This is a genomic window from Paraburkholderia sp. BCC1885, assembly GCF_900996235.1.
Classification (GTDB): domain Bacteria; phylum Pseudomonadota; class Gammaproteobacteria; order Burkholderiales; family Burkholderiaceae; genus Paraburkholderia.
Map to the genome: position 1 here is coordinate 1 of NZ_CAAJGM010000214.1, position 24,146 is coordinate 24,146.

General features: G+C 63.9%; 19 protein-coding genes. 7 read left to right on the forward strand and 12 right to left on the reverse strand.

Annotation, left to right across the window (positions count from 1 at the left end):
• Positions 1-459 precede the first annotated feature (459 nt).
• Positions 460-759 (reverse strand): hypothetical protein, encoded by a 300-nt coding sequence (locus FQ755_RS23615; protein WP_144157439.1) that lies wholly within the window; start codon positions 757-759, stop codon positions 460-462.
• 523 nt (positions 760-1,282) lie between these two features.
• Here FQ755_RS23615 and FQ755_RS23620 point away from each other — a divergent pair.
• The 3 genes from FQ755_RS23620 to FQ755_RS23630 are packed head-to-tail and all read left to right on the forward strand — an operon-like array spanning position 1,283 to position 4,209.
• Entirely contained in the window at positions 1,283-2,113 is an 831-nt protein-coding gene (locus FQ755_RS23620) for a MipA/OmpV family protein (protein WP_260858819.1), read from the forward strand.
• A 10-nt stretch (positions 2,114-2,123) separates the two neighbouring features.
• Positions 2,124-2,813 (forward strand): response regulator transcription factor, encoded by a 690-nt coding sequence (locus tag FQ755_RS23625; RefSeq protein WP_144157441.1) that lies wholly within the window; start codon positions 2,124-2,126, stop codon positions 2,811-2,813.
• Between the two features lie 40 nt (positions 2,814-2,853).
• Positions 2,854-4,209, forward strand: coding sequence for a sensor histidine kinase (locus FQ755_RS23630; protein ID WP_144157442.1), 1,356 nt, complete (start codon positions 2,854-2,856; stop codon positions 4,207-4,209).
• 180 nt (positions 4,210-4,389) lie between these two features.
• On the opposite strand, the gene FQ755_RS23635 is transcribed toward FQ755_RS23630, so the two are convergent.
• The 11 genes from FQ755_RS23635 to FQ755_RS23685 all read right to left on the reverse strand — a co-directional run bounded on the left by FQ755_RS23635 (position 4,390) and on the right by FQ755_RS23685 (position 18,029).
• Positions 4,390-5,145, reverse strand: coding sequence for a DUF3667 domain-containing protein (locus FQ755_RS23635; protein ID WP_186308642.1), 756 nt, complete (start codon positions 5,143-5,145; stop codon positions 4,390-4,392).
• A gap of 241 nt (positions 5,146-5,386) precedes the next feature.
• Positions 5,387-5,758, reverse strand: coding sequence for a response regulator (locus FQ755_RS23640; RefSeq protein ID WP_144157444.1), 372 nt, complete (start codon positions 5,756-5,758; stop codon positions 5,387-5,389).
• A 17-nt stretch (positions 5,759-5,775) separates the two neighbouring features.
• Entirely contained in the window at positions 5,776-8,910 is a 3,135-nt protein-coding gene (locus FQ755_RS23645) for a CheR family methyltransferase (protein WP_144157445.1), read from the reverse strand.
• Positions 8,911-9,162: 252 nt separating this feature from the next.
• Complete coding sequence (locus FQ755_RS23650) at positions 9,163-10,377, reverse strand: MFS transporter (protein WP_144157446.1); 1,215 nt, start codon at positions 10,375-10,377, stop codon at positions 9,163-9,165.
• 142 nt (positions 10,378-10,519) lie between these two features.
• Positions 10,520-10,741 (reverse strand): DUF2474 family protein, encoded by a 222-nt coding sequence (locus FQ755_RS23655; RefSeq protein WP_144157447.1) that lies wholly within the window; start codon positions 10,739-10,741, stop codon positions 10,520-10,522.
• Positions 10,742-10,761: 20 nt separating this feature from the next.
• Positions 10,762-11,760: a cytochrome d ubiquinol oxidase subunit II gene (gene cydB, locus FQ755_RS23660; protein WP_144157448.1), complete on the reverse strand. Its 999-nt coding sequence runs from the start codon at positions 11,758-11,760 to the stop codon at positions 10,762-10,764.
• 61 nt (positions 11,761-11,821) lie between these two features.
• Positions 11,822-13,213, reverse strand: a complete 1,392-nt coding sequence (locus tag FQ755_RS23665; protein WP_144157449.1) for a cytochrome ubiquinol oxidase subunit I — start codon at positions 13,211-13,213, stop codon at positions 11,822-11,824.
• 116 nt (positions 13,214-13,329) lie between these two features.
• The gene (locus tag FQ755_RS23670; protein ID WP_144157450.1) at positions 13,330-14,661 is read right to left on the reverse strand and encodes a TAXI family TRAP transporter solute-binding subunit; all 1,332 of its coding nucleotides are present in this window, start codon (positions 14,659-14,661) and stop codon (positions 13,330-13,332) included.
• A gap of 238 nt (positions 14,662-14,899) precedes the next feature.
• Complete coding sequence (locus tag FQ755_RS23675) at positions 14,900-15,265, reverse strand: hypothetical protein (protein ID WP_144157451.1); 366 nt, start codon at positions 15,263-15,265, stop codon at positions 14,900-14,902.
• Positions 15,266-15,443: 178 nt separating this feature from the next.
• Positions 15,444-16,010 (reverse strand): acyloxyacyl hydrolase, encoded by a 567-nt coding sequence (locus FQ755_RS23680; RefSeq protein WP_144157452.1) that lies wholly within the window; start codon positions 16,008-16,010, stop codon positions 15,444-15,446.
• 528 nt (positions 16,011-16,538) lie between these two features.
• Positions 16,539-18,029 carry an MDR family MFS transporter gene (locus FQ755_RS23685; RefSeq protein WP_144157453.1) on the reverse strand — a complete coding sequence of 497 codons (1,491 nt, stop codon included), beginning with the start codon at positions 18,027-18,029 and terminating at the stop codon, positions 16,539-16,541.
• A 631-nt stretch (positions 18,030-18,660) separates the two neighbouring features.
• Here FQ755_RS23685 and FQ755_RS23690 point away from each other — a divergent pair.
• From FQ755_RS23690 to nirD, 4 genes are all read left to right on the forward strand, one after another.
• On the forward strand, positions 18,661-19,386 hold the full coding sequence (locus tag FQ755_RS23690; protein WP_144157454.1) for a type IV pili methyl-accepting chemotaxis transducer N-terminal domain-containing protein: 726 nt from the start codon (positions 18,661-18,663) through the stop codon (positions 19,384-19,386).
• Positions 19,387-19,409: 23 nt separating this feature from the next.
• Positions 19,410-20,813, forward strand: a complete 1,404-nt coding sequence (locus tag FQ755_RS23695) for an MFS transporter (RefSeq protein ID WP_144157455.1) — start codon at positions 19,410-19,412, stop codon at positions 20,811-20,813.
• Between the two features lie 389 nt (positions 20,814-21,202).
• Positions 21,203-23,746 (forward strand): nitrite reductase large subunit NirB, encoded by a 2,544-nt coding sequence (gene nirB / locus FQ755_RS23700; RefSeq protein WP_144157473.1) that lies wholly within the window; start codon positions 21,203-21,205, stop codon positions 23,744-23,746.
• 43 nt (positions 23,747-23,789) lie between these two features.
• The gene (nirD, locus tag FQ755_RS23705) at positions 23,790-24,137 is read left to right on the forward strand and encodes a nitrite reductase small subunit NirD (RefSeq protein ID WP_144157474.1); all 348 of its coding nucleotides are present in this window, start codon (positions 23,790-23,792) and stop codon (positions 24,135-24,137) included.
• The last annotated feature ends 9 nt before the right edge of the window (positions 24,138-24,146 follow it).

Sequence of the window (24,146 nt, forward strand, 5' to 3'; positions counted from 1 at the left end):
AGGTACGAGAAAACGGTGTTCGGTTCGACGCGTTGCAAGCCTTCGAGCCGAATGTCGCGAACCACAAATGAGTCGGTGGCAAAAGCCGAGACTGCGGTGACGCTCAGGCCGATAAATGTCAGCGCGCGGGCGCAGCGGGCCGACAGTGTTTCAAAGTTCATATGGGCTGGCAGGAAAGTGAATTGCCAGGGCAGACGGCTGTGACATGAGGGCGCTCCGGACGACATTGGAGAGCGAGTCTAGGACAACGGCAAGCAGTGCTGATTACCTACGGATTACCGATTCTTCCTTTCAGCAAGGGAGAATCTGAATGAAATGCGGGGAACGAACGGCGAGGGCGAGACGCGCAGCAGGCGCGGTGGCGGCGGGAAGAAACGAGGGGAGAAGAAGCAAAGGCAGGAGGGCGAGCACCCGCTTCGCTGGGGTGGGCTCGCCCGGCTAATCGTCACGCGTCTGGTTTTACCAGTGACGATGCGCGTAGTAGTCGTGACGGGACCACCAGCGACGCCCGTCCCAGTAGTTGCCGCCGTGCCAGCCGATCACGAAGCTCGGCGCGACCACCGGCACTGGCTGATAGGCGACCACGGCCGGCGGCGGAGGCGGCGCGTACACCGGCGGCGGCGCCACGTAGACGGGGGCGGGGGCCACATACACCGGCGCCGCGAAATTCAGCCCGACGGAAACACCCGCATTGGCCATTTGCGACGCCCCGAGGATCAGAGCCCCGAGTCCGAGGCTGACTAACAGTTTGCTTTTCATATTGACCTCCAAATCAGGGAGAAGAGACAGCTTCACTTTAGCGCTCCCGTTTCGCTTTTGAGTTACGTAAGTGCAACAAGATTAACGGCTGAAATTTTTCGTATTAGCGTCCAGCGAGCCGCGCCGCGCGCGGCCACTGCGCTTGACGTGCAAAGGCCACGCGAGGCTGCAATGGACGGTAATAACCGTAAGCGCCTTGCAACGCGTTTGACGCCCGGCACGCGCGGCTTGCCGTGTGGCCTTGCGTAATCTCGGCGGTAAGAGGGCGGTAAGAGGGCGATAAGAGCCGCGTAAAGGCGCTCATCTTGCCCGCGCGTGACTTACCCGAGGCTTACCGCCAGGACCTACCGGCAATCCGGTGGCCGCGGCCACTTCGCGCTTAATCAGCTACAGGCACCCGGCAACCGGGCGAGTACCCGGCAATAACCGGTTGATAGCCGTTTGGTAACTGGTTGGTAAGTGAGCGGTAAGTCAGCCGCCCCTAAAGTCGATGCCGTTTCATCCCATCACTTCAGGAACGACTGTGAAAAGAACTTTCTATCGCCGGTATCCGGCGTTGCTGGCCGCGGCGTGCGTCCTGCTGCATGCGGGCGGCGCGTGGGCCGACGGCGCGCCTGACGTCCAGTCCGCCACTCAGCCCGGCGCGGACGATTCCGGCCTCACCGTATTGAGCAACGCCACCAATGTGACCCATTGGGGCCTGGGAATCGGCGCCGGTATTTCGAGCTCGCCGTACAAGGATGGCAAGACGAAGTTCACGCCGATTCCGCTGATCGCCTTCGACGACAAATGGATTCACGCGTTCGGCACCTCGGTCGACCTGAAGATCGGCAAATGGGACGGCCTGAGCTTCGCCTTGCGCGGCCAATACGCGATCGGCGATGGCTACCGCAATGACGACGCCCACATCCTGAATGGCATGGAGAACCGCGACGGCACGTTCTGGTACGGTCCGGCGGTCGCATGGAAAAGCGCCTTCGGCACGCTCTCGGCCGACTATCTGCTAGGCGGCAACCGTGGCGAGCGGGCGAGGGTCGACTACAGCAAATTGTTCGATTTCGGCCGCTTCAGCGTCGAACCCTACGCCGGGGTCGAATGGCTGAGCAGCGACTATGTCGATTACTATTACGGCGTGCGGGCCTCGGAGGCGCGCGCCGGGCGACCCGAGTACACTGGCCGCGCCGCCTACGACGCGTCGGTCGGCACGCGCCTGAACTACAACATCACGCGCAGCCAGAAAGTGGTGCTGGACCTCGGCGTGTCGCATTTCACGAACGGCATCAGCGACAGCCCGATTGTCGGACACAGTTATATTCCCGCGGCCAGACTCGGCTACGTTTATCAATTCAAATGAGCGCAGCGCCATGTCGCGAGTTGCGATTGTCGAAGACCACGAGCGCCTCGCCCAGATGCTGCGCCAGGCGCTCGCGGCCGCGGGCATCGAAGCCGATCTGTTTCACACGCTCTCCGAAGCCCGCTATGGCGTCGCTCACGCGGACTACGCCGTGCTGATCGTCGATCGCGGCCTGCCGGACGGCGACGGCCTGGCGTTTCTGCGCGGCTTGCGCGCGGCCGGCCAGATGACGCCCTGCCTGATGCTGACCGCGCGCGACGCCTTGCACGACCGGGTGGACGGACTGGAAAGCGGCGCCGACGACTACGTCACCAAGCCGTTTGCCATGAGTGAACTGGTGGCCCGGGTGCGCACGCTGATGCGGCGGCCACCGGCGCTGACCACGCTGGTGGCCGCATACGCGGACCTCACCGTCGATCCGCAACAGCACGCCATGCGCTGTGCCGCGCGCTCGGTTTCGCTCGCTCAGGCCGAATTGCAGGTCCTGCTGTGCCTCGTGAAGGCCGCGGGTCAGACGGTGCGGCATGCGGCGCTCGAACACGCCGCCTGGGGCCTCGGCGAGGCGGTGACGCCCAACGCGCTGGAGGTAACCGTGCATCGGCTGCGCAAGAAGCTGACGGCGGTGGGCACCACGACCCGGCTCGCCAATATCCGTGGCGCGGGCTTCGCGCTGCAGGCGGCGTCCGCCACGCCATCTTGACCTGCTCATCCGCCATGCTCATTTGCCACGCTCATTTGCCATGATTGAAAACTGGATCCGAAGCCTGTCCGCGCGGCTGTGGGTGACCAGCATCATCGCGCTCGCGCTCTCGCTGAGCGTGATCACCATGATCGTGACCTACACCTTCAATCACTATCCGGAGAAGATGCTCGGGCGCCGCGAACAGATGTTGCAGACGCGTCAGGTGGCGAGCGCGCTGCGCTTCGACGGCGCGGGGCGTCCGGTGGCCGTCCGGCTGACCGAGACGCAGGCCTGGATTTTCAACGCGGCGCCCACCGAGATCAGCTACCGTGTCTCGGATGCCGCCGGTCACGTGCTGCTCGCTTCTTCCACCACGCGCGACGGTACGCCGTGGATTCCCGGCGACCTCGCCACGGTGCTCGATCGCAGCGAGCGGGTGGTGATCGGCGGCCGGCCGTTCGACATCACGACGCTCGAGATCCCGCATGGCAGCGCGCGTTTCTATGCCCAGACCGCCACCAGCGCGCGTCTCGTCGATGCGATGATCGGCACGAAGGTCCGGCAGATCCCCGGCACGGTACGGACCATCATCGTGATCGCGGCGATCATTTTCGCGCTGACCCTGACGATCACCGTGCACCGGGTCCTCAGGCCGCTGCGCGAGGCATCGAGCGCGGCCGCGCTGATCACGCCGCGCAACCTGAAAACGCGTCTGTCGCTGCAAGGCGTGCCGGGCGAGATCAAACCGCTGATCCAGGGCTTTAACGAGGCGCTCGGCAGGCTCGAAAACGGCTTCATGGTGCAGCAGCAGTTTCTCGCCTCGGCGGCCCACGAACTGCAGACCCCGCTCACGCTGGTGCGCGGACAGATCGAGTTGCAGCCCGACATCGCGGACAAGGACATGCTGCTGCGCGAGATCGACCTGATGGCGCGCCAGGTGCGGCAGTTGTTGCATCTGGCCGAAGTCAGCGAGGCGCAGAACTTCACCTTCGGCGAGATCAGCAGCGCCGAAGTGGCGCGCGACGTGTTGGCGTATCTCGGACGCAAGGCCGACGCGAAGCGCGTCCGGCTCGAACTGGATACGCACGAGGCGCCGGCGTCGGTATGGGCGGACCGCAGCGCGCTTTTCATTCTGCTGAAGAATATTGTCGAGAACGCGCTCAACGTGTCGACGCCGAACAGCAGCGTGTGGCTGGTGGTGGGCGCGGCTTCGATCGAGGTCAGCGACGAAGGGCCCGGCATTCACGAGGAGCATCTGCCGTTTCTGTTCAAGCGCTTCTGGCGCGCGCCCGGCGCGAAACACGACGGCGCGGGCCTGGGCCTCGCCATCTGCAAGGAAATTGCGCTCGCCCATGAGTGGGGGCTGACGGTGAGCCGGCTGGCTTCGGGTACGCGCTTTATTGTCCAGTTCTAGCCGCGAGGGCGCACCTTGGGCGCGGCGGCCGCAGGCTGTGTCCACGGCGTGCTATCGCGCTAAATCAGGGGCTAATTCGAGGGCTAAAGTCGGCAGCTAAAGTCCAGGGGGCTAAAGGGCTGTATGGCGGGCCATAGGCCGCTATCAGACTATCGGGCCTATCGGCGCAGCACAGCAGCCCTACGAAAGATGCCAGTCGACCCCGCTCGAAACAAAGGTCACGACCGCGAGCGCGAGGCTGCTGATCACGGCGTAGCAGGCGCCCAGCAGCACCGCGCGCAGTGCCTGAGGCCACCAGCGGCCGCCATAAACACGCTTGAGCGCCACCACCAGGTACGCCAGAATCGCCGGCATCGACCACGCCGCGTAGGCGCCGAGACCCGGTATCAGGCAGAACAGAAACACCGCGAAAATGAACGCATGCAGATGCACCGTGAAGAGCAGGTGCATGCCGTAATGCTGGCGCCGGCGACGGTAGAGCAACGCGCACATCGCGGCAAATACCGGCATCAGCACGAACACCGCATAGGGCAGGCGGTGCAGCATGTGCTCGCTGAATGCCGCGACCTTCTCGGGCTGGTCGAACACGCTCATCACGCTGCTGGCGAAGCTCAGTATCCGCTTCTCGTCGGCATCGGAATCGGACGCTGCGAGCGCGGCCAGCGCCTGGGTGGGATGCGCGACGGGCTGGTTGTCGATATAGACGGGATGCGTGTGAGTCATCGCGCCGGACCAGCCGAGCAGCAGGAAAAACAGAAAGCTGAAGGTGACGTAAAGCGGCAGCGGCATCACATAACGGCGCCGCCGGCCCGCGAGATATTCGAGCGTCAGTTGCCCCGGTTTGAGCAGCAACAGCTTGACGGTGGGCAAGAGCTTGCCTTCCGCGGCGACGTAGTGATGCAGATATTGATGCGCGAATTCGCGCAGGGTGGGCATTTCGTGGACCGTCTCCTGGCCGCATTGCGCGCAATACGGCCCATGCACCGGCGCCTCGCAGTTAGGGCATGTGGCGGGCAGTGGGTGTGCAGCTTCGGGGATGTGCGACATGCGTGTCTAGCCCAGGAGTCTCGACACGCCGGATTCTGAACGCGGGGTCGGAAGGCGTCAACAAGGACAAAACTCCGGCGCGGACGCACCGGCATATCCGCCGGGTCGCTCACCGCTCACCGCTCGCCGCTCACGCGCTACGGGTTAGCGCCTGAAACAGCATGCGCACGTCGAACGGCTTTTCGCAGCGGGGATAGTGCAGATAGCCGGAGTCGAGCGCGTCGGCGCCATAGCCGGTGGTGAATACGAAGCGGACTTCGCGCGTGGCGAGCCAGTCCGCGATCGGATAGGACTTTTCGCCGTGCAGATCGACATCGAGCACCGCGCTATCGAACTTGTCCAGATGCGCGTGGACGAACTTCAGCGCTTCGTCGGCCCAGCCCAACGGCCCGACGACCGTCGCGCCGGCTTCTTCGAGCAACCCGCACAAACCCTGCGCCACGAGGAAATCGTCTTCCACCACGAGAATGCGGCGGCCCTGCAACTCAGCGCCTGGTCCCATGGTGGTCTCCCATTGCTTTAATTGAGTGGGCGCCGGCCCGGTCTGAACGGCATGGCGATGCGGCATGAAATGCCGTCTTCGCCGAACACGAGTTCAGCCTTGGCGCGCAGCGAAAACGGCAGAGCCTGTTCGATCAGTTGGCGCCCGTAACCGCGCCGCGTCGATTCCGGCGGCTCGGGCAAACCGCTCTCCCGCCACTCGAGAACCAGCAAGGAATGCTCCTGCTGCTCGTTTTCGATTCGCCAGTTGATTTCCAGGTCGCCCGCATCGCTTTTGAGCGCGCCGTATTTCACCGCATTGGTGGTGAGCTCGTGAATCGCCAGCGCAATGTTCTGCACGTATTCGAGGCCGAGCGGCACCGTCGGCCCTGAGATTGCGACCTTGTCGGCGGCTTCGCCGGCAATCGTCGCGATTTCCGAACGGACAATCTCTTCCAGTTCGATCTGCTCGCCCGTGGCTTTGCCGAGCAGGCCCTGCAGACGCCCGAGTGCGCCGAGGCGCGTCGTAAAGGCTTCCAGCGGCGCGCCTTTGCCGAGTGTTTGCAAGGCGATGGACTCGACCACCGCCAGCAGATTTCGGGTGCGGTGCTGCAATTCCGCCACCAGCAGTTTCTGCCGCTGCTCGGCGTGCGTCAGGTTGGTGACGTTCAGAAACGTGACCACCACGCCGTCGGCGCGTGCGTCGCCGTCGCGATAGGGCGCGAGGCGCACGAGGTAATGGCTCTGGCGGTCTTCGCTGTCGACGCGGTTTTCGATCACCTCGCCGCTGGCCACCACGCCGGCGATCGCCTCGTCGAAGGCGCTCAGGCGCAGGCGGCTCGCCAGGTCGGTGATGGGTCGGCCGCGGTCGGCCGGGCGGATGTTGAACACTTCCGACATGGCCGGCGTGAAGCTGCGAATCACCAGTTCGCTGTCGAGAAACACCGTGGCCACGGCCGTGCTGTCGAATAGGTTCTGCAGATCGTTGCGGGCGCGGTCGAGCGCTTCGATCTTGCCGTTCAGCTCGGTATTGACGGTATGCAATTCCTCGTTGAGGGAAACCAGTTCCTCTCTGGAGGCTTCCATTTCCTCGTTGGTCGACTGCAGTTCCTCGTTGACCGAGACGAGTTCCTCATTCGAGGACTTCAGCTCTTCGAGCGCGGTTTCGTATTCCTCGATCATCGATTGCAGGCGCTCGCGCGTCTCGCGCAACTCGCGCTCCATCTGCAGCGCGGTGCCTGCGGTGGTAGCGCGGGCGCGGCTGAGCGCCTCTTCGCGGCTCAGTATCGGACCCTGGTCGACGAACAGCACCAGATACAGCGGATCGGCGCCAGCCAGGCTGCTGAGCGGCTCGACCGTCAGGCTGAGCATCTGCACGCGGCCGTCCTCTTCCTCGATCGCGATGCCGTCGCGCGTCACCGTGCGTCCCGACTCCACCGCTTCGCGGAACACCGTGCGCAGTTCGAGCCGCACGCCTTTACGGGCCATCGTGAAGATCTGCTGCGTCGGCATGCCGGCCGCGGCTTCCAGATACTTGCCGGTGCGCGCCGAATAATAGACGACGTCGCCCTCGCGATTCACCACCACATGGGGCGGTGCAAAGCGGTCGAGCACCTGGGTGTCGACCATCTGGCGCATGGCCGCGCTGCTGGGCGGCGGGCGTCGTGGCGCGAGTTCGCGGGTTTGCCCCGGCTGCAGCGCCGCCACCATGAGCGGCAGCCGCACGCGCGGCATGACGTCCGAACGGCGCAGGAAAATCCGCTGCTTTTTATCGAGCGGCACGAACAGGTCGTCGAACTGGCTCACGCTTTCCGAGGTACCGAGGAACAGAAAGCCTTCCGGGCGCAACGCGTAGTGAAAGGTCGGAATCACCTGGCCTTGCAGGTCGAGGCCGAAATAGATCAGCAGATTGCGGCAGGAAACCAGATCGATGCGGGAAAAGGGCGGGTCGCGCGCGACGTTGTGCGGCGAGAAGATGCACAGGTCGCGGACTTCCTTGGCCACGGCGAAGCTGCCGCCGTCGGCGATGAAAAAACGCTCGCGCCGTGCGAGCGACACGCTGTCGAGCAACGCGCCGGGGTAGCGTGCGGCGCGCGCGACGGCGAGCGCCTGATCGTCGATATCCGTGGCGAAAATCTGCACGCGCGGCACGACGGCGAGCGTGTCCATCTGCTCGCGCAGCAGAATGGCCAGCGAATACACCTCTTCACCGGTGGCGCAGCCAGGCACCCAGACCCGCACGATGTCCTGGGCGCCACGGTCTTCGAAGAGCTTCGGCACGACCATCGCGGCGAGCGTGTCGAAGGCCTGTGCGTCGCGAAAGAAGTGGGTCACGTTGATGAGCAGGTCACGAAACAGCGCGCTCACTTCCTGCTGATGCTCGCGCAGATAGCCGACGTAGGCATCGAGTTCGCCGATCTGCACGACTTGCATGCGCCGCTGCACCCGCCGCATGAAAGTGTTGGACTTGTAGCCGCTGAAATCGTGGCCGATCTGGCCGCGCAGAATGCCGTAGATTTCCGCGCGGGTGTGTTCGAGTTTTTGCAGATCGTCGTGGGCGCTGGCGCTGAACGGGATGTCGTCGAGCACATAGCCGCTGCCGGCGAACTCCGCGAGCTTGCGGCCCATGTCTTCGACCGGCAGCGCGTAGTCCACCAAACCGGTGGCGATGGCGCTGTCGGGCATGCTGGCATGCTGCGGGCCGAAGCTGCCGGCGGTCTGCGCCAGCGTCAGGCCGCCGCGCTCCTTGATGGCCTTCAGGCCGAGCGTGCCGTCCGAGTCGCCGCCGGAGAGCACGGCGCACACCGCCAGTTCGCCCTGGTCGTCCGCGAGCGAGCCGAAAAACACGTCGATGGGTTTGCGCTCGCGCTGCAACGCGTTTTGCGGATGAATGCGCAGACAGCGCTGTTCGACAGTCAGCATGACGTCGGAGGGCAGCACGTAGACATGGTCTTTCTGGATGAGCAGGCCATCCGCCGCCACCTGCACGGGCAGACCCGTATAGCGGGCGACGATCTCATGCAGCAGGCTGTCGCGCGCCGGTGCGAGATGCGTGACGATCACGATAGCCACACCCGGCGCCTCGGGCAGGCCGCGGAAAAACCCTTCCAATGCCTCGATTCCGCCCGCTGAAGCGCCGACGCCGACGATCGGAAACCGTGCCGGCGTGGTCATGATGCATGCCGCTTGTCAAATATCTGACAAAGGCGGGCAGTCAGCGTGGCGCTGACCGCGTGTGGACTCGGCATGGGGTTCCTGACGGCGGGACGGATGGAGGGTAGCCAAGAATCCTACCCTGATTTGACCGCCAGATGACTGCGGGGGAGCGGCTTTTTGCTCCGGCCCGCGAGGCGCAGCAGGGACGCCGCAGCCCTGGATCCGTGTAATGCAGCATTCCGCATGCCCGGCTTGCGCCGGGCCTTTGCTTCAGGTGGCCGCTGCCGCCACCGATCTGCCGACGGCGAGATAGTGCAGCAGCGCCAGCAGCGGGAACACGCTTGCCACCAGCGCGGTCAAGGTCCAGCCACCATGGTCGTAAAGCGTGCTCGCCAGCGCCGAGCCGATCGCCCCGCCGACAAAAATACTCGTCATATACAGCGCATTCAGACGATTGCGGCTCGCGGCATGCAGCGCGTAAATTTCGCGCTGGCCGAGCACCATGTTCATCTGCACGGCAAAATCGAGCACCACGCCGGTCACGACGAGCCCGCCCACGCCCCAGGCCGGATGAATCAGTCCGGGCGTGAAGGCGAGCGCGCCGACCACTAGCGCGATCAAGGTCGCGCGCACCGAATGGCCGGCGTCCGCGAGCCGTCCTGCGATCGGCGCCGAAGTGGCGCCAATCGCGCCGACCAGTGCAAACAGGGCGATCGCGTTTTGCGATAAGCCGTAGTGACGCGTCAGCTCGATCGGCACAGCGGTCCAGAACAGGCTGAACGTGCCGAACATCAGGCCCTGATAAAGCGCCCGATGCCGCAGCACCGGCAACGTGGCGACCAGCTCGCCGAGCGAGTGGATCAACTGGAAGTAGGTCGCCTGGTGCGACGGCTGCCGCGGCGGGATGGTCAACGCCAGCACGGTGGTGACAATCGCCATCAGGACCGCGGCGTAACCGAACACGACGCGCCAGCCGAAATGCCCGGCGATTACGCTCGAAATCGGCCGCGACAGCAGGATGCCGAGCAGCAGGCCGCTCATGATATTGCCGACCACGCGGCCGCGCGATTCGTCGGGCGCAAGATGCGCGGCAAGCGGAATCAGGATCTGCACGGCCACCGAACTGAAGCCCACCAGCAGGGACACCGCGAGGAACGCGCCCGGCTGACGCGTGACGGTGGCGAGCGAAAGACTCACGATCGAAACCAGCGCCGTGGTGATCATCAGCTTGCGGTTTTCCAGCAGGTCGCCAAGCGGCACGAGAAAGAACAGGCCGAGCGCGTAGCCGATCTGCGTGAGCGAGACGATCAGGCTGGCCGTGCCGCCGGCCATGTGGATATCCGGCGCGATCAGCTCGGTGATCGGCTGGGCGTAATACAGATTGGCGACGATCGCGCCGCAACAGAAGGCGAACATCGCGGTCAGACCGCGAGTGAGCTGGACGGCGCCGCCATGCGGAGCGGCGCCAGATGTATTGGACGTCATGGAAAATCCTTCGTGACCGGGCAACGGCGATCGGACGATCAGCCTTGCCGCGGCGCGTGCCGGCTGGGCACGGCGTGGGGCTGAAAAAAAGAATCCGCATAGGATAGCGGATTGCGATGTCTGAAGTGGGCGCGGTGCCGCGTCAGCGCATGGCGGCGTGCATCAGGAGACGAAACGGCAGCGCCAGCAGCAGCGCGCCCGCCACTCCGGCGCACCACAAGGCGACGAACCAGCCGGCACGCCTGAGCCATCCATGCGCGGCTTCATGGGCAGCCTGTGCGCGCGGCGCCGAAGCGGCCGCAGAGGCAGACGCAGGCGCGGACGCAGACGAATCGCGCGGGATAGAAGAGCGGAAGAATCGCATTGCAGCGGGTCCCGTCGAGTTCAGTGATACTTCGCGCCAGGCGCCGACTTGCCGCGAAACACGTGATACCCGAGCGTCGTATAAATGATGATCACCGGCAGGATGATCACCGCGCCCACCAGCGTGAAGAGCTGGCTCGAACGCGGCGCGGCGGCGTCCTGCAGCGTCAGGACATTGGGGATCGCATACGGCCAGATGCTCACCAGCAGGCCGACATAGCCCAGCAGCACCAGCAGCAGCGCCAGCAAGAAAGGCGTGTTGTCGTGATGGCGGCGGATTGCGCGGAACATGAACAGCGCGGCCACCACCACCAGAAACGGCACCGGCAGCAGGCGGTACAGCAAACCCGAATCGAACCAGCGCTGGGCGATTTTCGCGTCGGTGAGCGGCGTCCAGATCGAGACGACCACCATGAAGGCGAGCAGCACAAACGTGAGCGGGCGCACCACTTCGTGCAGACGGTGCTGCAGATCGCCTTCGGTTTTCATGATCAGCCAGCAGGCGCCGAGCAGGGCATAGGTCGCCATCAGGCCGAAGCCGGTCAGCAAGCTGAACGGCGTCAGCCAGAAAAACGACGGCCCGGCGAATACGCCGTTGTGCACCGGAATGCCTTGCAGATAAGCGCCCAGAATCACGCCCTGAAAGAACGAGGCGCCGCCCGATCCGGCGATGAAGGCGAGGTTCCAGAGGTTCCGGGTGCGAGTGGCCTTCTCGCGGATCTCGAAGGAGACGCCGCGAAAGATCAGGCACACCAGCATCGTGACAATGGGCAGATAGAGCGCCGAGAGTACGATCGAATACACGTCGGGGAACACCGCGAACAGCGCGGCGCCGCCGAGCACCAGCCAGGTCTCGTTGCCGTCCCAGACGGGCGCGATGGTGGCGATCATCAGATCGCGCTCGCCTTCTTCCGGGAAGAACGGGAAGATCAGGCCGATGCCGAGATCGAAGCCGTCGAGCGCGACATACATGAACAGTCCCAAGGCGATGATTGCGGCCCAGATAGTCGTCACGTCCATGCTGTGCTCCGGTTCGGATGAAGCGAAATGGCTGCTGTGTGCATTGTTGTCGTGCTGCCTGTCACTCGACCGCGGCGAGCGGCCGGCGGCCGCTGCTGTTGGCGTCGGCGCCCGAGGGGGGGCGCGTCGCCATGTCGTCATGCGGCGGCCCGATGCGCAGCAGCTTGAGAATGTAGAAAATGCCGGTACAGAACACCAGAAAATAGACGATCACGAAAATCATCAACGACACGCTCACGTCCTGCTGCGTGACGGGCGAGACCGCCTGCGCCGTGCGCAACACGCCGTACACCACCCACGGCTGGCGGCCCGCCTCGGTGGTGATCCAGCCGGCCAGCAGGGTAATGAAGCCGGCCGGGCCCATCGCCACCATGCTGCGCTGGAACAGGCGGTTTTCGTAGAGCCGGCCGCCGCGGCGCAAGATCAGACCGATCAGCGCCAGCAGGATCATCAGCATGCCGAGGCCGGCCATGATGCGAAAGGTCCAGAAGATGAGCGACGAATTCGGCCGGTCTTCAGCGGGAAACTCTTTCAGGCCGCGAATTTCGCCATCCCACGAATGCGTGAGGATCAGGCTGCCCAGATGCGGAATCTGGATCGCGTAACGCGTGACTTCCGCCTGCATGTCCGGAAAGCCGATCAGATTGAGCGCGGTGCCGCCGTGTTCGGTTTCCCACAGGCCTTCGATGGCGGCGATCTTCGCCGGCTGGTACTTGCGCGTGTTCAGGCCGTGCTGGTCGCCCACCAGCGCCTGGATCGGCACGAGCACGAGCAATAGCCACAGCGCCATCGAGAACATGGTCTTGACCGCCGGATCGCGCCGGCCGCGCAGCAGATGCCATGCGCCGGCGGCCGCCACCAGCAACGCGCCGACGATGAACGCGGCAATCGCCATATGCGCGAGCCGGTACGGAAACGACGGATTGAAAACGATCTTGAACCAGTCGAGCGGCACGACGTGGCCATTCTCGACGCTGAAGCCTTGCGGCGTTTGCATCCAGCTGTTGGAGGCGAGAATCCAGAAGGTCGAGATCAGCGTGCCGAGCGCCACCAGCAGCGTGGCGCCGAAGTGAGCCTTGCGTCCGACGCGCTCCCAGCCAAACAGCATGATGCCGAGGAAACCCGCTTCCAGAAAGAAGGCCGTCATGACCTCGTAGGTCAGCAACGGCCCGGTGATCGGGCCGGCGAATTTCGAAAAGCCCGCCCAGTTGGTGCCGAACTGATAAGCCATCACGACGCCCGACACCACGCCCATGCCGAAGCCGATCGCAAAGACCTTCGACCAGAACAGGCACAGTTCCTTGTAGTGCGGCTTGCCGGTTATCAGCCACGCGGCTTCGAGCACCGCGATAAAGCTGGCGAGGCCAATGCTCATCGCGGGAAAGATGATGTGAAACGATACCGTGAAAGCGAACTGCAATCGCGAGAGATCGAGCGCACTGAGGTTGATCATGACAGGCTCCGGTCGGCGCGTGCGGGCTGGATCGAGGATGCGATCCTAAATGCACGTTGGCAACATACACCGGAGTCGCGCCGACGCCTAGTGATGTTTCGGTGTTGTTTCGGTGATCAGGCTGGATTCAGGCGGGAACGCACGAAGCCCACGTGTTCGCGCAGCACGTAGAAGGCATCCGCATACGCGAGCGGCATGTGCAGGCCGTTGAGCGCGTCCTCGATCTGGTCCAGTTCCTGGAACAGCGCCTCGCGCTCGGATGGCGAGGGGCCCTTCAGCGCCGCCCGCTCGATCGCAATCAGCGAACCATAGTAGCGATAGATGCGCGAGCGTACCCGCCAGCGGTACAGCGCCGGAATCAGGCGCAAAGCCGGGAATAGCAGCACCGCGAGCGGCAGCAGCAGAACCAGCGTGCGGTCGCCCACGCTCGCCAGCCAGAACGGCAGGGTGCGGTACAGGAAGCTCTTGCCGGTCTTGTAGTAGCGCTGGGCGTCTTCGCTGACCGGGTATTCGCGCGCCACCGGACTCGGGAATTGTCCCGCGTGCTGCAGCAGCCCGGCCGTGCCGTGAATCTCCTGGGCGGCTTCGATCAGCAGGTCGGAGATGGCGGGATGCAGGTTGCTGCGCGCGACGATTTCCACCGTGGGGCTGATCAGATGGATGGTGTCGGCGGGAATCAGGTGTCCCAGGTCGAGCACGCCGGGCGGCAGGTCGATCTCGTCCAGATACGGAAAGAGCCGCGTATAGGCGCTGGCTTCCTGGAAGTCCATCACGGAGATGCCGGGTACGTGCAGGAGCCGCAGCATCAGGGTGCGGGTCGCCGAGTCGCCGTTGAGGATGGCCGCGTCGATCTCGCCCGACACCAGCCGGGTGGCCGCCTGCAGGCCGTCGTCGGGCGTGAGCGAGGTGTCGCCGCCCGGTTTGATGCCGTTTGCCGCCAGCAGCCTGAGCGCCAGGTCGCGGGTGCCGCTGCCTTCGCGGCCAATCGCGATGCGTTTGCCTTCGAGCTGCGCGAGGCGCGTGATGCCGCTGCCGCGATAGAACACCACCACCGGCGCATAAAACACGCTGCCGAGCGACATCAGCGCGGAGACGTCGAGGCCATCCGCCACGCCGCCCTGGACGAGCGCGATATCCACGTGCTGTTTGGGGTCGAGCAGCCGCTTCAGGTTCTGCAGCGAACCGTCCGATTGCAATACCTTCAGCGTGACGCCGTTGCGCGCGAGAATTTTTTTGTACTCGTTGGCGGCCTGTGAAAACGAGCTGTCTTGCGGGCCGGCGCTCATCACGATGGTATGCGGCGGCGCCGGGTCTATCAGCCAGATCACCAGCGTGATCGCCACCACCACGAAGATGGCGAGCGGCGCGAACGTCAGGCTCAGATCGCGCAGATCGGCATGCGAATGCTCGCCGGAGAAGCTCGGAGGGCGCGGGCGATGGTGTCTCATGTGAGCTCCGTTCGGATGGCGGGGCGTGTTTTGTCGGGCGAGCGAGGCGGCCTGTCTGCGCGTATAGCGTAGCAGTATTGACGGTGGTCTGATGTTTGCCGTGCGCGGCGGGCGCGGTTAGTCAGGATGGCTGATTAATGCGCGTAAGGTACTTATACGATTCGCTACGTGAAAACCCTGCTGCCGAGGCACATGCAGCACCGCAGCCGCCGCCGTGTCAGATGCATCCGGGTATGGCTCAGTCCGCGATGCGTTTGTCGGCCAGCGCGTACTGGCAGTCGGCCAGGACCTGGGTGACGAGGCGGGCCTGGAAATTGAGGTCGTCGGTATCGAGGATTTCTTCGACGGCGTCGCGCGCCCATTCGGCTTCGACAAAGCGCGCATGCCGCCCGGCAATCTCCAGCGCGAGGGCGGATAACTTCGCGACGCTCAGCCAGTCAGCTTCCCGTAAGTGCCGGTCAAGCCACTTGTGAGCCGCCTGCACGTGAAAGGCCGGTTCCGGCCAGGTCTCATTGAGGTAATAGGCGCCGAGGCTCCCGCAGGTGAGCCAGCACAGCAGTTCCACGCGGTCGCGTGGGCTCAGATGGAGGCGTACATCACTCATGGCGACACTCGCTACGATGAGTTGCGTTCGGTCCCCGAGGCTGCGGGAACCGTCCCAGGATGCAACACAACGATAGCACGCGCGGCCCGCAATCCGGAACACCTTGTGCTGATTGGCGCGCGGGCGCGCAACAGGGGCCGCGGCGGATACGGCCACGGCCACCGCCACGGCTACGGCGTCAGAAGTTGTACTGCAGATAGACTTCGCTGAAGTTGATGCCGGGGTTGGGATGTTCGAGGCCGGCGTTCGACAGATGCTGGAAGCGCAACCCGGCCTGATACTGCTGACGGCCGCCGAACTGGGCGCCCACGCCGATCATGTCGGCAAACTGGAATGACGAGGAGAAGGTGCGATCCTCCGTCTCGCGCACATGCGAGAGCAGGCGCACGCCCACGCCGCCTTCGATATACGGGCGTATCCAGCCCGAGCTTTTGATGAAACGGAATACCGGCGTCAGGCCGAATTCCCAGATATTCGGATGCGAGGCATTGCTTTCGCGAATGTCCCAATAGGCCGCATGCGCTTCGCCGACCACGGTAAAGTGAAAGCCGCCGATTTCCCACCAGCTTAAACCTGGGTCCCATACAAAACCGAGATCGGCCTTTTTTACATCATGGTCGGCGACGCCACCGGCAAATTGCACTCCAAACTGATCAGCGTGGGCAGACGCTGAGCCAATTGTTAGAGCGCAAACTGCCAGCGTGCGGACCAATTTTCTTTGCAGAGATTTTTTGGTTGATCGCATGGGATTCCGACGACTCGAGTGACTTGTTTATATAGAGGCTTTTTTGTCCGACGCATGACCACGCGCACAACGGCCCGGCTTGCAACCATTGCACGCGTCACCACTGTATGGGGCCTTCGCGCACGTCAGCTGTGCAGCGGGCCACATACGCAATCAGTCTGGTGCTTGAATAACGAACGGCATTTTAGAGTGAGACGGCCGTGCGGAGTATGAGTCTGGGGGCAAATGAGTTTGTTGATTTCCGCAACGATGGAGATGCAGCAATCGGGTGGGGTCCATTCGCATTTGCATATTCGTCAGAGAATTGAATTCACTGCGGAGCACAGACCGGTTTAAAGCGGATTAACGAAAGTCGTATGCCGCATTTTTGAGGTCTCGTACTGTTCCAGTGTCCGGCGCGTTTTTTTGAAGTCTATCCGACCTGCGCAAATCGTGCTTATAACGTGAACGGCTGGAAGCGGCCGGTTTGAGGTCGCGGGTTAAGACCCGGGTTTAGGGCCTGGGTTTAAGGCCTGGACCTAAGCCGGTTCAATTCGCCGAAGCGGGGCGCGTCTGACTGAGCTTGATGGCGGGCACGACCATCACCGAAATGACGGAGAGCACCGAGATCACCAGAATGGACACAAAGGTCAGATGCAGCGACTGATGCAAGGCGAAGCGCACGGCGCCGCCGCCGGCTGCATTGCCCGGCGCGGCGTCGAGGATCTGCCGCAACTGGTCGGCGGTCACCGCCACCGTTGCCGTTGCCGACGAACCGGTGGATGAATGAGCGAGCCCGTAATTGAGCACCGCGCCGAACATCGCCGCGCCGAGTGTGCTGCCCAGATTGCGCGAGAACAGGTTGGAGGCGGTGGCGCTGCCGCGCTCGAACGGCTTGACGATTTCCTGAATCAGGATGAGCGAGCTGACGCTGACAATCCCCATGCCGAAGCCCATCACCAGTGAACCGATGCCGGCGAACATCGGCGTGCTGGCCGGTGTCAGCGTGGCGAAGAACACGGCGCCGATCGGCAGAAACGCGCTGCCGCCGATCAGCGTGCGGCGCAGCCCGAGCAGATGAAACGAGCGGGCGGCGACGGTGGCGCCGCTCGGCCAGCCGACCATCATCATCGTCAGCGCGAGACCCGCTATCACCGGCGAGCGGCCCAGCACGCCCTGGACATACATCGGCAGAAAACTGGTCAGGCCCATCAGCGCCATGCCCGATAGCACGGTGGCGACGTTGCACGCCGCAATGGGCCGGTGACCCCACAGCGCGAACGAAATCATCGGATCGGCGGCGCGGCGCTCCTGTAGCACGAACAGGACGCCGCATACGACGAACAGGGCGAATTCGAACGCGACAAGCGCGTTGCTCGACGATCCGGCATCCGTGAGGCCCATCATCAGCGCGCCGATGGAGACCGTGAAGAGTGTGGCGCCGGCGATGTCGATGGACGGCCGCTGATGCTTTTCGTGCTCATGCAGGAAGGCGATGAAGCCGGCCGCCGAGGCGAGCCCGATAGGAATATTGATCCAGAAGATCCAAGCCCACGACAGATCGCGGATCAGCAAGCCGCCCGCCATCGGCCCGATTACGGCGGCAATCGCCCATACGCTCGCCAGATAGCCCTGGATCTTGCCGCGCTCGCGAGCCGGGTACAGATCGCCGACGATGGTCAGCGTGACCGGCTGGATCGCTCCGGCGCCCACGCCCTGGATCAGGCGAAACACGATCATGGCCGGCATGGACCACGCGAAGCCGGCCAGCACCGAGCCCACCAGGAAAATCGCAATGCCGATCAGCACGACGGGCTTGCGGCCATACAGGTCCGCGAGCTTGCCGAACACGACGGTCATCGCGGTCTGCGCGAGCAGGAAGGAGGAGAACACCCAGCTGTAGAGATGCAGGCCGCCGAGTTGCGTGACGATCTGTGGCATCGCCGTGGAGACGATGGTGGCTTCGATCGCGACCATCGCCATCGAAGCCATCACCGCGGCGATCACGAGGGAGCGAACTGTCTTGGGATGTTGTGACATGCCGTCTATATGGAAGCGGGAACGCTCTGCAGTGTTTGCTTAAGCGCGAGTACGGATGTTACCGCGTGAATGGACCTGCTGCTTGCGAACCGACCAGCGAGGTTCGCTTGCGGATACTGCCGGGTGGAAGGCAGGTGCCGCCCGCCGGAGTGCCATAACATGGTGCGACGCACCACAAAATTGCACCAACTCAATTCACGCCGCGCTGCGAAGGGGCTTAGGCCGCCAAGGGCGCCATGCGAGCGAGCCTGCATTTGAGGGTGTTTTTCCGGGTTCGGCGCTGCGCGCGAAGTCCGTTGCCACCCTGTCCGAAAGCCGTATCCGGCAGGGCTTTGGCCGCGCCTCACCGGTCTGCCTACCGTCCGCACTCCGTTGCAGACGCAACCAGCCGAAGCCCCTATGGCATACCTATTGCATTGCAACGCACCGGGGCCAATGGCGGCCTCAACGAATTGACACTTGAAGGGTTGCGCGCAACTAAAGCGAAGCGGCCCGCAGGGACAACGGCGTCCCGGGTACCTGGCAAGCCACCGAGCAATCGGCGTGCGCCAGGCACTCGGGACGCTTTTTTTTGCGCTTCGTTTATGGATTCACGGTGCAGGCGAGTCACACGTTCACGATGACGTTCACGATGAAACAGCAGACCCATTCGAGCCCCGACGCCGTCTCCGGACCGGTGATCGGCGAGCTGATCAACCTGTCGGGGCGGCAGCGCATGCTCTCGCAGCGCATCGTGCTGCATGCGTTGCTCGCGTCGCTGGGCGACGCCGCGGCGCTCGTGGTGCTGAAGACATGCCTCGCCAGTTTCGCGCAGGCGCACGCCGAACTCGTGCACGGCAACGACCGCTTGCCCGGCGTGTTTTCGGCCGCGTTGCGCGAGGTCTACTTCGGCGCAGGCAAGGCCGACGAGCGCATCCAGCAGTTCGTCGCGCTTGCCGCACGCGCCGTGTCGAGCATCGAAGCCGGCAGTGACGAGCCGCAGTCGCAGGTCGATGCGCTGGTGACCCAGGCCACGCCACTGCTCGAATTGCTGCAGGAGATCACGCTCGCGTATCAGCATGAGATGCGCGGCATCGAGGCCGCCGCCACCAAGCGGCAGATGGATATCGCCGGGCGGCTCAGCAGTATTTCGATGCAGGCCAACATCGTCGCGCTCAATGCACGCATTTCGGCGGCGCGCGCCGGCAAGTTCGGCCGCGAATTCGCGGTGATCACCACCGTGCTCGCGGACATCATCAAAGAGATGGACGAACTGATCCAAAGCGTCGTCGATACGCGCGGCGCGAGCGGCGCCGCAGCGCGTCGCGGCGCTCCATCTCAAGGTGGGCACGTCCGTGCCGACCGCGCTCTTCAATAGTCATCACCCTGCGAGAGAGACCCATGAAACATCTATTGAATTCGCTAACGAGCGGCAACTGGCGTGCATTGTTAGCGTGCTTCTTATACTTCGATACCGGGTTTACCGTGTGGGTGATGTTCGGCCCGCTGGCCCCGTTCATCCACAAGGACATCGCGATGTCGCCCGCGGAACTGGGCTTCCTCGTCGCCGTCCCTGTGCTCGGCGCAGCGATTCTGCGCGTGACGCTCGGCAATCTCTACCAGGCATATGACGGCCGGCGCATCGCGTTGCTCGGCGTGGCGCTCTCGGCATTACCGTCGATCGTTCTGCTGCTGTCGCCGACGCCGCCGTCCTACGTGATGCTGCTGGTGCTCGGCGTATTTCTCGGCGTGGGCGGCGCGAGTTTCGCCGTGGCCTTGCCCATGGCGGGCAGCAACTATCCGCCGAAAGTGCAGGGGCTGGTGCTCGGCCTCGCTGCTGCGGGCAACATCGGCGCGGTGCTCGACGGCTTCATGTTCCCGAGCATCGCGGACCAGTTCGGCTGGGCCAAAGCAGCCGGCGCGGCGCTGCCGCTGCTGGCGCTCGCCGCCGTCGCCCTGTTCTTCTGGGCGAAGGACCTCGGGCCGAAATCGGGCAGCGCGCCGCGTGCGTTCGGCAGCTTCTGCGTCACGCTGGCGGGGCTGATCGCGCTGGTGCTCGCCGTGCATGCGGGTGTGCTGGGCGGCGGCAAAACCGGCGTGCTGTTGTTGCCGGTGCTGGGCGCGCTGCTCGCCATCGCGGTGCTGCCGAAGCACTATCGCAGCGTGCTGGCGGAAAGCGACACGTGGGTGGTGATGCTCGTCTACAGCATTACGTTCGGCGGTTTCGTCGGCATGTCGTCGTATGTGACCACGCTGCTGGTGTCGCTGTATCAGTTGCCCAAGCTCGAAGCGGGTCTGTTCATGTCGCTGCTGGCTTTCACCGGTGCGCTGGTGCGGCCGGTGGGCGGCCTGATCGCCGATCGCATTTCGGGCGTGCGTGCGCTGGTGCTGCTGCTCGCCGGCATCTCGCTGTGCGACTTCGCCTTCGCCGCATGGATGCCGCCGTTGCCGGCCGGCATTGCATTGTTGGTCGCGACGTATCTGTGCTTCGGGCTCGGCAACGGTGCGACGTTCCAGCTCGTGCCGCAACGCTGGAAGGGCAAGACCGGTTTGATGTCGGGGATTATCGGCGCGGCCGGCGGCATCGGCGGCTTCTATCTGCCCGTCATCATGGGAATGGCGAAGGAAAGCACCGGCAGCTATCAGATGGGCTTTGCGACCTTCGGTGCAATCTCTGCGCTGGCTTTCGCGCTGGTCGCGCTGCATCGGGCGCGCTGGCTCAAGTGGGCGCTGCCGGGTGAAAGCATGGCGGTGGCGTCGAGCCCGCTCTCGGCTGCCGGCGTGCGGGCGGATAGCGGCGCGTGAGATTGCGCGCTGCACGGATCGGGTGCTGCAGCGCACCAGCACTGTGCTCTATCGCATCAAAATGCATCGCCAGGCGGCGTGCGGTCGGGCGTGGTGGCGGCCCGCAACACCCGCCGCCAGCGGGGCCGGCGCGCGAATTCGCGTAGATGGCATAGCCTTTGCATAACACTGCCTGGCGGATCAACGATGATCCGGCCAGCATGCAGCAAAAGTCACCTCTTGGATTACGGGCTTTTGGACAACGGCGTCCCCTGAATTCAGTCGCATCGGCGATTGAATCCGCGGGACGCTTTTTTATTTGCCGGACGAAAATCATGTCGCGAATTGAGCTGAAAAACGGACTACTAAGCGGACCACAAAGCGAGCTGAAAGCGGACGGGACCCCGGTCATGAACGTGGTGGTGATCGGCCATGGCATGGTGGGTCACAAGCTCCTCGAATGCCTTGTGGACGAAGCGAAATCGGCGCTGCACATTACCGTGCTGTGCGAAGAGTCGCGTCCAGCCTACGACCGCGTGCATCTGTCCGAATTCTTTTCCGGCAAGTCGGCGGACGATCTGTCGCTCGTCAAGCCGGGCTTTTTCGAGCGCGAGAACGTGCTGCTCAAGCTCAACGCGAAGGCGCTGTCGGTCGACCGGGCGGCGCGCACCGTGCGCATCTCGACGGGCGAGACGCTTTCCTACGACAAGCTGGTGCTCGCCACCGGATCGTCGCCGTTCGTGCCGCCGATCGCAGGTAACGATCGTCAGGACTGCTTCGTGTATCGCACCATCGAAGACCTCGAAGCCATGCAGGCTTGCGGCACGCGCGCGAAAACCGGCGTGGTGGTGGGCGGCGGCCTGCTGGGGCTCGAATGTGCCAAAGCGCTGCGCGATATGGGGTTGGCCGCGCATGTGGTCGAATTCGCGCCGCGCCTGATGGCGGTGCAAGTGGATGAGGGCGGCGGACGGGTTTTGCGCGGCAAGATCGAAGAACTGGGTGTGCAGGTGCATACGGGCAAGCAGACGCTCGAGATCGTCGACGGCCAAGCCGGCACGCACCGCATGAAGTTCGCCGACGGCACGCATCTCGACGCCGACATGATCGTGTTCTCCGCCGGCATCCGGCCGCGCGATGAAATTGCCCGCGCCTGCGGTCTCGAACTGGGTCCGCGCGGCGGCATTGCGATCGACGATACCTGCCGCACGAGCGACCCCGACATCTTCGCAATCGGCGAATGCGCGGCCTGGAACGGCATGGTGTACGGACTCGTCGCGCCGGGTTACGACATGGCGCGCATCACGGCAAAACAATTGCTCGGCGAGCAGGCGGCCTTTGCCGGTGCGGATATGAGCACCAAACTGAAGCTGATGGGCGTGGACGTGGCGAGCATCGGCGACGCACACGGCAAGACGCCGGGCAGCCGCACCTATCAATTCAGCGACGAACGCAAGCAGGTCTACAAGAAGCTGGTGGTGTCCGACTGCGGCAAGCAACTGCTGGGCGCGGTGATGGTCGGCGACGCCACCGAATACGGCACGCTGTTGCAGATGATGCTGAACCGCATCGAAGTGCCCGAGGCGCCGGAATTCCTGATTCTCCCATCGAGCGACGGCAAGGCGAAACCCGGCCTCGGCGTCGATGCATTGCCCGACGCCGCGCAAATCTGCTCGTGCAACAACGTCTCGAAGGGCGAGATCTGCGCGGCGGTGGGTGCGGGCGCCACGAGTATCGGCGCGCTCAAGACCGCGACCTGTGCCGGCACCTCGTGCGGCGGCTGCGTGCCGCTCGTCACCCAGGTGATGAAGGCGGAAATGAAGAAGCAGGGCATGACGGTCAATAACCACGTCTGCGAACACTTTCCGTATTCGCGCCAGGAACTGCATCACATCGTGCGCGTGGAGGGCATCAAGAGCTTTGGCGTGCTGCTCGAAAAACACGGTCATGGCCTCGGCTGCGATATCTGCAAGCCGACCGTGGCCAATATTCTCGCTTCCTGCTGGAACGAGTTCGTGCTCAAGAAAGATCACGCGAGCCTGCAGGACTCGAACGATTACTACCTCGCCAACATCCAGCGCGACGGCACCTATTCGGTGGTGCCGCGCATGCCGGGCGGCGAGGTGACGCCGGAAGGGCTTATCGCAGTGGGCCAGGTCGCGAAGAAATACAGCCTCTATACGAAGATCACCGGCGGCCAGCGTGTCGACCTGTTCGGCGCGCGCGTGGATCAGTTGCCGTTCATCTGGGAAGAACTGATCGCAGCCGGCTTCGAATCCGGCCATGCCTACGGTAAGGCGCTGCGCACGGTGAAGTCGTGCGTGGGTTCCACATGGTGCCGCTACGGCGTGGGCGATTCCGTCGGGCTCGCCGTCGCGCTCGAAAACCGCTACAAGGGCCTGCGCTCGCCGCACAAGATCAAGTTCGGCGTGTCGGGCTGCACGCGTGAATGCGCGGAAGCGCAGGGCAAGGACATCGGCATCATCGCCACCGAAAAGGGCTGGAATCTCTACGTGTGCGGCAATGGCGGCATGAAGCCGCGTCACGCCGAACTGCTCGCGGCGGATCTGGATCGCGAGACGCTGGTGCGCTATATCGACCGCTTCCTGATGTTCTATGTCCGCACCGCCGACCGTCTGCAGCGCACCAGCGTGTGGCGCGATAACCTCGAAGGCGGCCTCGATTATCTGATCGACGTGGTCGTGCACGACAAGCTCGGACTGGCCGCGGATCTGGAAGCGGATATGCGCAACGTCGTGGACACCTACGAATGCGAGTGGAAGAAGGCCGTCACCGATCCCGAGACCCGCAAGCGTTTCCGCCATTTCGTCAACAGCGACAAGCTCGACGACAACGTGACTTTCGTCGAAGAGCGCGGCCAGATTCGTCCCGCGACACCGGCCGAGCGCGAAAGCGCGAAGCCGTTCCCGGTTCCGGTGATCGTCGAGACTGCCTGAGTCTTGCGTTGCGGTCCACGCCATTTACTTCGAAAAACTTATGATGAGCCACGATCAGACCATGCTGAACTGGGTGCCGGTTTGCGCGCTCGACGATATCGTCCCGAACACCGGCGTGTGCGCGCTCGTCGACGGTAAGCAGGTGGCGGTATTTAACGTCGCGCAAGGCGAAGGCCATGTCTACGCGATCGACAATTACGACCCCTGTTCGCAGGCGGCCGTGCTTTCGCGTGGGCTGATCGGCAGCCTGGGCGAGCGTGTGGTGGTGGCCTCGCCGATCTACAAGCAGCATTTCGATCTGCGCACCGGCGAGTGTCTCGAAGCACCCGAACATTCGGTGAACGCCTTCGCCGCCCAGGTCAGGGACGGCCAGGTGTGGGTTGCGGTCTAGCGTAGCCGG